The following is a 13,277-nucleotide window of genomic DNA, read 5'->3' on the forward strand; positions in this document are numbered from 1 at the left end:
CCCGCCGACAGTCCTGTCACTCCTCCAACAGGTCGGCGAGCGGGACGCTCGGGTCGGACAAGCGCTCGGTGCCCGGCCGGGCGCCGGTGCGGATGAGCTGCTGGATGGGGTCCGTGACGTCCCACACATTCACGTTCATCCCCGCGAGGACCTGGCCGTCGCTCAGCCAGAAGGCGATGAACTCGCGCTTGCCGGCGTCGCCCCGGATCACCACCTGGTCGTAGCTGCCCGGGGGCGCCCAGCCCGAGTACTCCAGGCCCAGGTCGTACTGGTCGGAGAAGAAGTAGGGCACCCGGTCGTAGGTGACGTCCTGGCCGAGCATGGCGCGGGCCGCGGCCGGGCCGCCGTTCAGCGCGTTCGCCCAGTGCTCGACGCGCAGGCGCGTGCTGTAGAGCGGGTGCTGGAGTCCGGCGACGTCGCCGGCCGCGAAGATGTCGGGGTCGGAGGTGCGCAGGGACGCGTCGACCGCGATGCCGCCGCCGTGCCCGCGGTCGACCAGGTCGAGGCCCGCGGACTCGGCGAGCGCGGTGCGCGGGGCGGCGCCGATCGCGGCGAGCACGTCGTGCGCCGGGTGTTCCTCGCCGTCGTCGGTGAGCGCGGCGAGCACCATGCCGTCGTGGCCGGTGATCTCGGTGAGCCGGGCGCCGAAGTGGAAGCGGACGCCGTGGTCGCTGTGCAGCTCGGTGAAGATCTGGCCGATCTCGGGGCCGAGGACGGAGTGCAGCGGGGTGGCCTCCGGCTCGACGACGGTGACCTCGGCGCCGTACTCGCGCGCGGCGGCGGCGATCTCCAGGCCGATCCAGCCGGCGCCGGCGATCACCAGGTGGCCGTTGTCCCGGCCGAGGGAGGCCAGGACGTGCTTCAGGCGCTCGGCGTGGGCGAGGCGGCGCAGGTGGTGGACGCCCGCGAGGTGGGTGCCGGGGATGTCGAGGCGGCGCGGCTCGGCGCCGGTGGCGAGGAGCAGCTTGTCGTAGCGGATGAGGGTCGCGTCGCCGAGCCGGACCGTTCTGGCCGCGCGGTCGATCGCGGTGACCGTCTGGCCGAGGTGCAGCTCGATGTCGTGGCTCGCGTACCAGGCCGGTTCATGGACGAAGACGCTGTCCCGGTCCTCCTTGCCCTGCAGATAGCCCTTGGACAGGGGCGGGCGCTCGTACGGGTGGTCCCGTTCGTCACCGATGAGGATCACTCGGCCGGTGAAGCCCTCCGAGCGGAGCGTCTCGGCGGCCTTCGCGCCGGCGAGCCCTCCTCCGACGATGACGAACGTCTGGTCCGCGTCGACCACTTGATGCCTCCTCGTTGCGCTGCCGTCATATGCGAGCGTCCCGCACGCAGCGTGATGGGGGAAGGGGGCGTGGCCCTATCGGGGCACGCCCCCGGTGACTTTTGCCTACTCGCCGTAGTTGGCGCGCTTGTACGGCGGGTGCGGGTCGTGGTGGGTCGCTCGCGCAGTTCCCCGCGCCCCTGACGGGGCTCCTTGCGTCAGCCTTGCGTGCAGGGTGCGGGCCGAGGCGTCGGTGAGGGAGGCGATCTGGTCGACGATGACGCGCTTCTTCGTACGGTCGTCGGGGGCGTCGTCGAAGAGGGCGCGGAACTGCGGGTCCAGGCCGTCGGGGGCGCGGGCCGTCAGGGCCTCGGCCAGCTCGGCGACCACGATTCGCTGGTCGGCGCGGAGTGCCTCCTGCTGCGGGCGCTGCATCACGTACCGGTCGGCGACCGCCTTGAGCACCGCGCACTCGTACCGGGCCGCGCGCGGGACGACCAGCTCGGCGTCGTACCGCGTGAGGGGCCCGGTGCCGTACCGCGCCCGGGTCGCGGTCTCGGCCGCCAGGCAGAACCGGCCGATGAGCTGGCTCGTGGCGTCCTTGAGGCGGGCCTGGGCGACCGCCGTGCCGTCGTACCCGTGCGGCCACCACTCCTGGTCGAGGAGGCGGTCGAGGGCGGCGGACAGCTCGGCGGGGTCGGTGTCCGCCGGGACGTAGCGCCCGATGGCGACCGCGAAGACGTCGGCCCGCTCGGGCTCGGCGTGCAGCACGATCGGGTCCAGGTGGCCGGCGTGCAGTCCGTCCTCGATGTCGTGCACCGAGTACGCGACGTCGTCCGCCCAGTCCATGACCTGCGCCTCGAAGCAGGTGCGGCGGCCCGGCGACGTCTTGCGCATCCAGTCGAAGACGGGGCGGTCGTCCTCGTAGACCCCGAACTTCACCGAGTGCGGGTCCGTGGGGTGCTCGCCACGCGGCCACGGGTACTTGGTCGCGGCGTCGAGCGCCGCCCGCGTCAGGTTCAGTCCTACGCTGATCAGCTCGCCCGAGCCCTCGGCGCGGACGAACCGCTTGGGCTCGATGCGGGTGAGGAGGCGGAGCGACTGGGCGTTCCCCTCGAAGCCGCCGCAGTCCTGGGCCACTTCGTTGAGCGCCTGCTCGCCGTTGTGCCCGAAGGGCGGGTGGCCCAGGTCGTGGGAGAGGCAGGCCGTCTCGACGAGGTCGGGGTCGCAGCCGAGCGCCGCGCCCAGCTCCCGGCCGACCTGGGCGCACTCCAGGGAGTGGGTCAGGCGGGTGCGCGGGCTGGCGTCCCAATGGCGGCTCGTGGTCCCCGGGGTGACGACCTGTGTCTTTCCGGCGAGGCGGCGCAGCGCCGCCGAGTGCAGGACCCGGGCCCGGTCGCGCTGGAACGCGGTGCGGCCCGGGCGCTTGTCGGGCTCGGGGGCCCAGCGCTCGACCGCGTCCTCGTCGTACGTCTCGCTGCCTTCCATGCCCCGACAGTAGACGCAGGAACTGACAAAAGGGTGAGTGCCGGCGGACGGGGCGGTGCTCAGGCCGTCGCGAGGTGCGGGGTGAGGGCGGGGCCGGGGGCGGCCGGCGCGGTGTCGTAGCGGTGCAGGACCAGGCGGGCCATCGCCGGGTGGGTGCCGAGCGGGGCCGCGGCGATCCCCTGGCCCGGGGCGAGCGCGGCGGCGGACTCGTCGGCGAAGCGGCCGGGCGCGGTGAAGTAGGAGGCGACGGCGATCCGGGTGCGGCCGCGCGCGGTGAGGGCGCGGACGGCCGTGGCGACGTCGGGCGCGGCGGCGGAGGCGTAGCCGGGGACGACCGGGACGCCCAGGCGGCGGGCGAGGAGGTCGGCGGTGCGGCGGGTGTCGACGGCCGCCTGCGGGTCGCGGGAGCCGGCGGCGGCGAGGACCACTCCGGTGCGGCGGCGCTCGTGCTCGGGCAGCGGGCCGTCGGGCCAGCCGGCGGCCATGAGCCGGTCGTGCAGCGCGTCGACGAGGAGCGGGTGCGGGCCGAGCGGGGCGGCGACGCGGGTGAGCAGGTGGGTCGCGGCATTCGCCGCCGCGGGTAGGTCGCGCTTGACGTGGTGGCCGCGGGAGAGCAGGAGGGGGACCAGGACGGCGCGGCCCGCGGGGAGGGCGGCGAGGGTGTCGCCGAGCAGCGGGGCGTTCAGCTCGATGTGGCCGGGGCGGACGGTCAGGCCGGGGCGCAGTGCGCGGATCCGGGCGACCAGTTCGGTGACGGTGGCGAGGGCGCCGGGGTTGCGGCTGCCGTGCGCCACGAGCACCAGGGCCGGGGGGTCGGGGCGTTCGCGCAGGGGGCTGCGGTGGCTGAGCCGGCTGCCGAGCTGAGCGCCGATCATGGTGAGGAGTCCCGCCGCGCTGTCCAGTTCCGCCGTGCGGGAGGGGTGGGTGCCGTACGACTTGTCCGTCATGGAGCGATCCTGCCGGAGAGGGGTTGCCGGGCTGTTGCCGGGTGGTGACGGGTGGTTGCGCGGGGTTCACCGTGCGGTGTCCGGCGCGGTGAGTGTGAACCGCGGGGGCCGTGGGCGCGTCCTGTGCCTGCGAGAGCCGCTGTCTGCCCGGAGGTCACGTCCGATGCGTCTGCCCCGCCCGCGTCTGCCCCGTACCCGCCGGGACCAGCGGCGGGCGGTGCAGGTGGTGATGGCGCTGTGCGTGCTGGCGCTGGCGCCCGCGACCTGGCTGTTCACGACGGCCGGGGACCGGTTGCGCGGGGTGGCGGACGTGCCGCGCACCGATGTGGCCGTGGTGTTCGGCGCCGGGCTGTGGAACGGCGAGCCGTCGCCGTATCTCGCCCACCGGCTCGACGCGGCGGCCGAGCTGTACCGCTCCGGCCGGGTCAGGGTGCTGCTCGTCACCGGGGACAACAGTCGCGCCGAGTACGACGAACCCGATGCCATGCGTACGTATCTGACCCGGCACGGGGTTCCGTCGCGGGCCGTCGTCCTCGACTACGCCGGGTTCGACACGTGGGACTCGTGCGTGCGCGCCAAGAAGATCTTCGGGGTCGATCGGGCGGTGCTGGTCACTCAGGGGTTTCATGTGCGGCGGGCTGTGGCGTTGTGCGAGGCCGCGGGGGTTTCTTCTTACGGGGTCGGGGTTGATGAGGTGCATGACGTGACCTGGTACGCCGGGGGTGCGCGGGAGGTTCTGGCTGCCGGGAAGGCCGTGGTCGACGCCGTGTTCCGTCCGGATCCGCACTTTTTGGGCCGCGAGGAAAACGGAGTCCGGGCGGCCCTGACTCCCTGACCCCCGGCCCCGGGTTGTTCGTCCGTCCGCGGGCGGTTGGGGGCCGATCGCGCAGTTCCCCGCGCCCCTAGGTCGTTCTCCATCCGCGGGCCGGTGGCCGCTTCTCGCGCAGTTCCCCGCGCCCCTGAGGCATGCGCCCTGGGCGAGCGAAGCTCGCTTCAGGGGCGCGGGGAACTGCGCGATCAGCCACGACGAGAGGCGCGCGGGAAAGATCGCTCAGGGGCCCGCGCGTCAATCGACCTCGCTCGCGACCCAGGCCAGATAATCGGCAGCCCCGCGCACCACCGGCACCGCGATGATCTCGGGGGTGTCGTAGGAGTGATGGCGCGTCAGCCACGATTCCAGGTCCGCGTACCGCGCCACCGTCGTCTTCAGCAGCACCTGCCACTCCCGCGCCGTCTCCACCCTCCCCTCCCACCGGTACACGGACGTGACCGGCGCACTGATCTGCGCGCACGCGGCCAGGCGGGACTCCACGGCGCCGCGGGCCAGGGCCTCGGCGCGGTCCGCGTCGTCGGTCGTGGTCAGGACGGTCAGCACTGAGGTGGCGGATGCGGGATTCGGCATGCGGCCATTGTGCTGTCACGGCTCCGGCCGGGGGCCGACACCGCCCGGCAACCATGAACTGACGCTCCGCCACACCTGGCGGCAGCGGCCGGATCACCCGGTCGCACGCCGGGCGCCGCCTTTCGGGCAATTCTCCCCCGACACGCCGATGACCTGCTGGAATGTTCCCGTCACACCGTCAGCAGCGCACCCGGAAACAGGTTTCTGACGAATCATCAGGAGGCGCGGTGGTGCGACTGCCACTTACCTCGTGCTTGCAGGGCGCGTCCGCCGCCCGAGCTGGACGCACAAGGAGCAAGCAACGATGCGCACAGGCCGACCGCTGACCGCCGTAGCGTTCGCCGTCGCCCTCACCGGGCTCGGGGCCGCCCCCGCGGGTGCCTCGCAGGGCGGCCTCGAGGTCTATCCGGCGACCACGGCCCCGGGGGCCACGGTCACCGTCGACACCACCGCCTGCGGTGCGCAGGGAACGGCGTCGGGCGACGCCAGCGCGGTCGGCGCGGGCACCTTCACCCTCGCGCCGACGTCGGCGGACGCCGACGCCGCGGGCAGCTTCACCGTGCCGGCGTCCGCGCAGCCGGGCACGTACGAGATCGTCGCCCGCTGCTCCGGCGGCACCGTGATCACCGGCGATCTGATCGTGTCCCTCGCCGGGGCGGGCGGCTCGCCGGGCGCCCGGATGCCCCGCGGACATGTCGAGACGGGGGTCGGCGGCGCGCTCGGTCCCGACCCCGTGCAGACCGCGGCGGGTGTGGCGGCGCTGGCCGTCGCCGCCGCGGGCGGTACCTGGCTCCTGCATCGCCGGGCGAGAGGCGATGGGATCTGACGGACGGTTCCGACGGGCCGCACGGACTCCCTCCGCCGTCCGCGCGTCCGTCCCGGCCCCGTCCGTCGTCCACAGGTACCGCCACCTCCCCCGCCCCTCCGGCCGCGTCCCCTCACGCGCCGGAGGGGCCGGGGCAGGCCGGGTCAGGAGTGTCCAGGAGTCCTCATGCGCCTGCGCGATCTCACCGACCGCCGCGTCCGCCGCCGGGCCGGCCGGGTCAACGCCGTCATAGGGGCGGTCACCGTCCTCGCCCTGTGCTCCGGCGGCTGGCTGCTCGCCAGCGGCTCCGAGGGGCACCCGCCGCCCCAGCCGTCCGCGGACCAGGCCCGCCCCGGCACCGTGCGGGAGGCGCCCGGCGCAGCCCCGATGTCCCCGTCGCCGCCGGACCGCGTCCGCATCCCCTCGCTGCGCGTGGACGCCCCGCTGATGGGCCTCGGTCTGAACCGCGCGGGAAGCCTGGACGTGCCGCCGCCGCGGAGGAAGAACCTCGCGGGCTGGTACGAGGCGGGCACCCGTCCCGGCGAACGCGGCACGGCGATCGTCGCCGGCCATGTCGACAACGCCGAGGGCCCGGCCGTCTTCTACGACCTCGGTGCCCTCACCCGGGGCCGCACCATCGAGATCGACCGGCGCGACGGCTCGGTGGCGGTGTTCACGGTCGACGCCGTCGAGGTCTACAAGGCCGACGCCTTCCCCGACGAGAAGGTGTACGGGGCGGCCCGGCGGCCCGAGCTGCGGGTGATCACCTGCGGCGGCCCGTACTCACGGCGGACCGGCTACCAGGGGAACGTCGTGGTCTTCGCCCACCTGACGGGCAACCGCTGAGCCCGGTGCTCAGGCCACCCACTGCTCGTACGCCATCTTCACCACCAGCGCGCACACCACCGTCAGCAGCACGATCCGCACGAACCCGGCGCCGCGCTTCAGCGCCGTGCGGGCGCCGATCATGCCGCCCGCCAGGTTGAACACGGCCATCAGCGCGGCCAGCTGCCAGTACACCGTGCCCTTCCAGGCGAACATCGCGAGCGCGCCCGCGTTGGTGCAGCAGTTGACGATCTTGGCGGTGGCGGAGGCGGTCACCAGGTCGAGGTGGAGGATCGCGGTGAGGGCGAGGACCAGGAAGGTGCCGGTACCGGGGCCGATCAGGCCGTCGTAGAAACCGATGCCGAGGCCCGCGAAGCCGATCGCGGCCAGGATCCGGCGGGGCGAGGCCGGGACGGCGGCCGGGGCCGTGCCGAACGACGGGCGGAAGATGACGAAGGCGCCGACCGCGACCAGGACCACCATCACGATCGGCTTGAGGACCTCCGTGCTCAGGCCCGCCGCGAGCGCCGCCCCGCCCGTCGAGCCCGCGAGCGCCGCGAGGCCGATGCGGACCGCGAGCCGCACGTCGACGGGGGCCTTGCGGGCGTAGGTCACCGCGGCGCCCGTGGTGCCGACGATGGCGACGGCCTTGTTGGTGCCGAGCGCGTACGGGCCCGCGTGCGCGGCGTTCGGCAGGCCGAGCAGCAGCGCGGGGAGCAGCAGCAGACCGCCGCCGCCGACCACCGCGTCGACCCAGCCGGCGGCGAGTGCGGCCACACACAGGACGACGGTGGTGGTCAGGGATATGTCAGGCATGATCGTGAGCCTATGGACGAGATGCGTGTGCGGTCCACGCGGGTGTGGAGAGTTGAGGCTTTTCTGAGGTAGCCGTTCCGGGGCGGGCGCCGGCCCGGTCGGGAGCGGCCGGCGCGGCCGGGTCCACGGTCAGCGCGAGGCAGGCCGCGACCAGGGCACTCGCCGAGGCGAGCCCCGCCGTGAGCCTGCGGCGGGCCTGGACCGTGGGCGCGTGGAAGGTGCGGACGGGACTGGCGTGACGGCCCATGGGCGGTTTCTCCGAGAGTCGGTGCGTGCGAGTCGATCGGTGCGTGCGGGTCAGTGCGGAGGAAGTGGGAGACCGGTCAGTACGTGAAGGACTCGGCGTGGACGCGGTCCGCCGGGACGCCGGCCCGGGCCAGTGCCGTCGTCGCGGCCGCGGTCATGCCGGGCGGGCCGCACACGTAGACGTCGTGGTCGGCGAGTCCGGGCACGAGGTCGCGCAGGGCCTGCGGCGCGAGGGGGTCGAAGGCCGCGCCGGAGGGGCCGAGGAGGTAGTGCAGGGCGGCGTGACGGGTACGGGCGATGGCCTCCAGTTCCTCGCGCAGGATGAGCCGTTCGGCGTTGCTCGCGCGGTACAGGAGCGTGAGGTCGCCGGGTGCGCCGGGCAGCGTCTCGAACAGGGCGCGCAGCGGCGTGATGCCCACTCCCCCGGCGAGCAGCAGCACCTTGCGGCGGGTGCGCCGGTGGGCGGTGAGCGCGCCGAACGGGCCGGTGGCGACGACCCGTACCCCGGGACGCAGCCTGCGCACGCGCCGGGTGTGCCGGCCGACGGCCCGCACGGTGATCCGGACATGGTCGCCGTCGACCGGCGCGGACAGCGAGAACGGCAGGGCCGTGCCCCACAGCCGCCGGGTGAGGAACCGCCAGCGGAAGAACTGGCCCGGCTCGGCGCGCAGCAGGCCCAGGTCGCGCCCGCGCATCAGGACGGAGACGACGCCGGGGCCCTCGACCCGCACGTCGACGACGCGCAGGGCGTGCCGTAGCGCCTGCCGCACCGGGACGACGAGCCGGTACCAGACGAGGAGGACGCCGACCGTGGCGTGCAGCAGCGACCACAGGCCGAGGCTCAGCGGGTTCGACGCGATGTCGGGTCCCGCGAGTTGGTGCGCGAAGGCCAGGGCGGCGCCGAGGTACGTGAGCAGGTGCAGGCCCCGCCAGGTGGCGTGGCCGACGCGGCGGCGCACGGCGCGGGCGCTGCTCACGCCGACCGTGCCGAACAGCAGGGCGCCGGCCGCCGCCGCGGCGAGCCCCGGGTAGCCGAGCAGTTCGGCGGCGGTGGTGACGAGGTCGGTGCCGGTGTGGGCCGCGTAGCCGAGCAGGGCGAGGACGACGTGCGCGGCGCAGAGCGTGAGGACGTGCCGGCCGCCGCGGGCGTGGTGGCGGGCGAGCCGGTCGGCGCCGACGCCGTGCTCGACGGCGGGGACCCGCGCCATGAGGAGGAGCATGACCAGGATCCCGTACCCGGCGAGCAGTCCCGTCAGATGGGCGCCGCTCGCGAACAGCACGTCGAGCCGTGTCGAGAAGGCGGCCTGCGCGGCCCACAGCAGGCTCACGGCGGCGGCGCCCGTGGCGATGCCGGACCGCAGCGCGGCCGGGGTGACCCGCACGGGGGCGGCGGGCCGGATGCGCGGGGCCCGGCGCGGGCGCGGGGGTACGGGCCGGGCGGGCGGGGGTTCCTCGGTCTGCCTGCGATAGGCCGACAGGGCCGGGTAGCGGGGGAGTTCGGGTTCGACGGCCTCGGTGCTCACGCCCGGCACACTAGGCTCCGGCGGGCCGGAAAATCGGCTGGTCAGGGTCACCGGGGAGATCCTTAAGGTCCCCTTCAGGAAGGCCTGAACACCGGTTAAGCGAGGGGGTCGTCGTCGGGTGCGGGGGCGTGAGCGGCTGGTCGCGGAGATCCTCACACCGCCCGCCCCACCCCGCTGAGCCCACCGTTCCCCCGCCGAAACTGACGGGACGCCACCGGGAAACCTCCACGCCGCACGCTGCGGTACATGACCGCACCGCACGCGTACGACGGAGGCTCCGACATGGCGCAGGACCCGGCCGACACGGCACTGCCCACCCTCGTCCTCGTCGGCCACGGCATGGTCGGCCAGCGCTTCCTCGAAGCGGCCGCCGAGCGCGGGCTCACCGCGTCGCACCGGGTGGTCGTGCTGTGCGAGGAGCCGCGGCCCGCCTACGACCGCGTCCATCTGACCTCCTACTTCTCGGGCACCACGCCCGAGGAGCTGTCCCTGACGGACCCGGGGTTCATCCAGCGGCACGGCATCGAGCTGCACGTCGGGGACCCGGCCGAGGCCGTCGACCGGGAGGCGCGGACGGTGCGCGCCCGCTCCGGGCTGACGGTCGCCTACGACACGCTGGTGCTCGCCACCGGCTCCTACCCCTTCGTGCCGCCGGTGCCCGGCAAGGACGCCACCGGCTGTTTCGTGTACCGGACCATCGAGGACCTGTACGCGATCGAGGAGTACGCGAAGAACAGCGCCGCGGTCGGTGCCGTGGTCGGCGGCGGGCTGCTCGGCCTGGAGGCGGCGGGCGCCCTGAAGGGGCTCGGCCTGGCGACGCACATCGTGGAGTTCGCGCCCCGGCTGATGCCCGTACAGGTCGACGAGGGCGGCGGCGCGGCGCTCCTGAGGACCATCGGGGACATGGGGCTCGACGTCCACACGGGCGTCGGCACGCAGGAGGTCGTCACGGACGCCGACGGCCGGGTCACCGGCATGCGGCTGTCGGACGGCCGGGAGCTCGCCACCGACCTCGTGGTCTTCTCCGCCGGGGTCCGGCCGCGCGACCGGCTCGCGCGGGAATCGGGCCTGTCGGTGGGCGAGCGCGGCGGCATCGCGGTCGACGAGCAGTGCCGCACCAGCGACCCGGACGTCTACGCGATCGGCGAGTGCGCGCTCGCGAGCGACGGCCGGGTGTACGGGCTCGTGGCCCCCGGCTACGAGATGGCGCTCACCGCCGCCGACACCATCGCCGCCGCCAGCGCCGGCGCCACCGACGACATCGCCTCCGGCACCTCCCCGGCCGCCTTCACCGGCGCCGACCTGTCCACCAAGCTGAAGCTGCTCGGCGTGGACGTGGCCTCCTTCGGCGACGCGCACGGCACGGCCGACGGCTGCCTCGACGTCGTCTACGCGGACGCCCGCTCGGGCACGTACAAGAAGCTCGTCATCGGCGGCGGGGGCGAGCTGCTCGGCGGCATCCTGGTGGGCGACGCGGAGGCGTACGGCACGCTGCGCGCGTTCACCGGCACGGTGCCGCCGGTCGCGCCCGAGTCGCTGGTGCTCCCGGCAGGGGCGGGCGAGGCCGCGCGGCTCGGCCCCGAGGCGCTGCCCGACGACGCCGTCGTCTGCTCCTGCCACAACGTGACGAAGGGCGCCATCCGCGCCCACTCCACCCTGCCCGAGGTGAAGAAGTGCACCAAGGCCGGTACGGGGTGCGGCAGTTGCGTCAAGCTGATCGGGCAGCTGCTGCCGAAGAGCGGTGACGGCGGGCTGTGCGGCTGCTTCCGGCACACCCGGCAGGAGCTGTACGAGATCGTGCGCGTCCGGCGCGTCACCGGCTTCGCCCAGCTGCTCGACGAGTACGGGCGGGAGGCGGCGCGCGGGGGCGACGGCTGCGAGATCTGCAAGCCGGCGGTCGGTTCGGTCATCGCCTCGCTCGCGCCCTCGATCGGCGCGGACGGCCATGTCCTGGACGGCGAGCAGGCGGCCCTCCAGGACACCAACGACCACTTCCTCGCGAACCTGCAGAAGAACGGCTCGTACTCGGTCGTGCCGCGGATCCCCGGCGGCGAGATCACCCCGGAGAAGCTGATCGTGATCGGCGAGGTCGCCCGCGACTTCGGCCTCTACACGAAGATCACGGGCGGGCAGCGGATCGACCTGTTCGGCGCGCGGGTGGACCAACTGCCGATGATCTGGGCGCGGTTGGTGGACGCCGGGTTCGAGTCGGGGCACGCGTACGGCAAGTCGCTGCGCACGGTGAAGTCGTGCGTGGGGCAGAGCTGGTGCCGGTACGGGGTGCAGGACAGCGTGCGGATGGCGATCGACCTGGAGCTGCGCTACCGGGGCCTGCGCGCCCCGCACAAGCTGAAGTCGGCCGTCTCCGGGTGCGCCCGCGAGTGCGCCGAGGCCCAGTCGAAGGACTTCGGCGTCATCGCCACGGCCAACGGCTGGAACCTGTACGTGGGCGGCAACGGTGGCATGACACCTCGTCACGCCGACCTGCTGGCCCAGGACTTGAGCGACGCCGAGCTGATCCGGCTGATCGACCGCTTCCTGATGTTCTACATCCGCACCGCCGACCGGCTGGAGCGGACCTCGGTCTGGCTGGAGCGCGTCGAGGGCGGCCTGGACCATGTGCGGGACGTCGTCGTGCACGACTCGCTCGGCATCTGCGACGAGCTGGAGACCCTGATGCGGGCCCATGTCGCGCACTACCGCGACGAGTGGGCGGACACCCTCGACGACCCCGAGCGGCTGGCCCGCTTCGTGTCGTTCGTGAACGCCCCCGGCACCCCCGACCCGACGATCCGCTTCGTGCCCGAGCGCGACCAGATCAAGCCCGAACTGCCGCTGATCCCCCTGGAAGGACTGGCTGTCCGATGACCACGGCTCCGATCGCCCCCGAGAAGACGACCGTCATGGTGGAACTGGAATTGGAACTGGGCCTGGAACTGGAACCGGGCCTGAACACCGACACCGAGACCGACACCGCCGACTGGCTGACGGTGTGTGAACTGTCCCGCCTCACGCCGGGGCGCGGGGTCGCGGTGCTGCTGCCGGACGGCCGGCAGGCGGCGGTGTTCCTGTCCCGCTCCGGGCGGGTGCACGCCGTCGACAACACCGATCCGTTCACCGGCGCGGCCGTCCTCTCGCGCGGGCTGCTCGGCTCGGCGCGGGGCCGCCCGTTCGTGGCCTCGCCCCTGCTGAAGCAGCGCTTCGACCTGGAGTCGGGGCGCTGCCTGGACGACGACGGGGTCGCGGTGCGGGCGTATGCGGTGCGGGCGTCCGCGGTGCGACCCTCCGGCTGACCTGGGGCAGTTGACCGTACGTTCCAGAAACCTCTAGGGTCGCTCCGTGGCCAGGACCAAGGAATTCGACCCCGACGTCGCGTTGCAGGCGGCCGTGGAGCTGTTCCACGCGCGCGGTTACGAGGCGACGTCGATGGCGGACCTCGTCGACCGGCTCGGCATCGGACGGGCGAGCCTCTACGCGACGTTCGGCAGCAAGCACGAGCTGTACCTGAGGGCGATGGACCGGTACGCCGAGTCCACCGGCGCGGCCACCGTCGCCGAGCTGTCGGGGGACGGCCCGCCGCTGGCGGCCGTGCGCGGCCTGGTACGCCGGTTCGCGGCCGAGGCCACCGCGGGCGAACAGCGCCTGCTGGGCTGCCTGGTGACCAACACGGCGGCCGAACTGGGCCCGCACGACAGCCAGGCCGCGCGCCGCGTGGAGCGGTCCTGGGAGGAGATCGAGACGCTGCTGCACTCGGCGCTCGTCCGCGCACGCGCCAGGGGCGAGCTGCCCGCGGACCGCGACCCGCGCGCGCTCGCCCGGATGCTGCTCGTCCTGCTCCAGGGCATCCGGGTCACCGGCAAGGTCTCGCAGGACCCGGCCCGGGTCCGCGACGCGGCCGAACAGGCCCTCACCCTGCTGGACTGAGCCTTTCACAGGCTCCTTTCCTGCTGCCTTAATACTGAAC

Annotated in this window: 11 protein-coding genes and 1 pseudogene; 6 read left to right on the top strand and 6 right to left on the bottom strand. The window is 73.9% G+C overall.

Annotated elements, in window-relative coordinates; genetic code table 11:
* Positions 1-16: 16 nt before the first annotated feature.
* The 3 genes and pseudogenes from ABII15_RS12785 to ABII15_RS12795 form a co-directional block, all read right to left on the bottom strand.
* On the bottom strand, positions 17-1,282 hold the full coding sequence (locus ABII15_RS12785) for an FAD-dependent oxidoreductase (RefSeq protein ID WP_353942431.1): 1,266 nt from the start codon (positions 1,280-1,282) through the stop codon (positions 17-19).
* A 195-nt stretch (positions 1,283-1,477) separates the two neighbouring features.
* A pseudogene (locus ABII15_RS12790) lies at positions 1,478-2,749 on the bottom strand (deoxyguanosinetriphosphate triphosphohydrolase); the annotation flags it as partial.
* 59 nt (positions 2,750-2,808) lie between these two features.
* A complete protein-coding gene (locus tag ABII15_RS12795; RefSeq protein WP_353942432.1) occupies positions 2,809-3,696 on the bottom strand; it encodes a sirohydrochlorin chelatase in 888 nt (295 codons plus the stop codon).
* Between the two features lie 163 nt (positions 3,697-3,859).
* On the opposite strand from ABII15_RS12795, the gene ABII15_RS12800 reads away from it, so the two are divergent.
* Positions 3,860-4,531 carry an ElyC/SanA/YdcF family protein gene (locus tag ABII15_RS12800; RefSeq protein ID WP_353942433.1) on the top strand — a complete coding sequence of 224 codons (672 nt, stop codon included), beginning with the start codon at positions 3,860-3,862 and terminating at the stop codon, positions 4,529-4,531.
* Between the two features lie 231 nt (positions 4,532-4,762).
* Here the strand turns inward: ABII15_RS12800 and cutA are convergent, their stop codons facing one another.
* A complete protein-coding gene (gene cutA / locus ABII15_RS12805) occupies positions 4,763-5,098 on the bottom strand; it encodes a divalent-cation tolerance protein CutA (protein WP_353942434.1) in 336 nt (111 codons plus the stop codon).
* 304 nt (positions 5,099-5,402) lie between these two features.
* Here cutA and ABII15_RS12810 point away from each other — a divergent pair, with 304 nt between their 5' ends.
* The gene (locus ABII15_RS12810; RefSeq protein ID WP_353942435.1) at positions 5,403-5,924 is read left to right on the top strand and encodes a hypothetical protein; all 522 of its coding nucleotides are present in this window, start codon (positions 5,403-5,405) and stop codon (positions 5,922-5,924) included.
* A gap of 165 nt (positions 5,925-6,089) precedes the next feature.
* Positions 6,090-6,749, top strand: coding sequence for a class F sortase (locus ABII15_RS12815; protein ID WP_353942436.1), 660 nt, complete (start codon positions 6,090-6,092; stop codon positions 6,747-6,749).
* A gap of 9 nt (positions 6,750-6,758) precedes the next feature.
* On the opposite strand, the gene ABII15_RS12820 is transcribed toward ABII15_RS12815, so the two are convergent.
* Entirely contained in the window at positions 6,759-7,544 is a 786-nt protein-coding gene (locus ABII15_RS12820) for a sulfite exporter TauE/SafE family protein (RefSeq protein WP_353942437.1), read from the bottom strand.
* 323 nt (positions 7,545-7,867) lie between these two features.
* Positions 7,868-9,322 carry a ferredoxin reductase family protein gene (locus ABII15_RS12825; RefSeq protein WP_353947041.1) on the bottom strand — a complete coding sequence of 485 codons (1,455 nt, stop codon included), beginning with the start codon at positions 9,320-9,322 and terminating at the stop codon, positions 7,868-7,870.
* Positions 9,323-9,595: 273 nt separating this feature from the next.
* Between ABII15_RS12825 and nirB the strand changes: the two genes are divergently transcribed.
* Genes nirB through ABII15_RS12840 form a run of 3 tightly spaced genes read left to right on the top strand, consistent with a single transcriptional unit; the run spans position 9,596 to position 13,237 of the window.
* Positions 9,596-12,181 carry a nitrite reductase large subunit NirB gene (nirB, locus tag ABII15_RS12830; RefSeq protein ID WP_353947042.1) on the top strand — a complete coding sequence of 862 codons (2,586 nt, stop codon included), beginning with the start codon at positions 9,596-9,598 and terminating at the stop codon, positions 12,179-12,181.
* Complete coding sequence (gene nirD, locus ABII15_RS12835; RefSeq protein WP_353942438.1) at positions 12,178-12,606, top strand: nitrite reductase small subunit NirD; 429 nt, start codon at positions 12,178-12,180, stop codon at positions 12,604-12,606. Before nirB ends, nirD begins: the two co-directional genes overlap by 4 nt.
* 46 nt (positions 12,607-12,652) lie before the next feature.
* Positions 12,653-13,237, top strand: a complete 585-nt coding sequence (locus ABII15_RS12840; RefSeq protein WP_353942439.1) for a TetR family transcriptional regulator — start codon at positions 12,653-12,655, stop codon at positions 13,235-13,237.
* Positions 13,238-13,277 lie beyond the last annotated feature (40 nt).

Origin of the sequence: Streptomyces sp. HUAS MG91 (assembly GCF_040529335.1) — a bacterium.
GTDB classification, from domain to species: domain Bacteria; phylum Actinomycetota; class Actinomycetes; order Streptomycetales; family Streptomycetaceae; genus Streptomyces; species Streptomyces tabacisoli.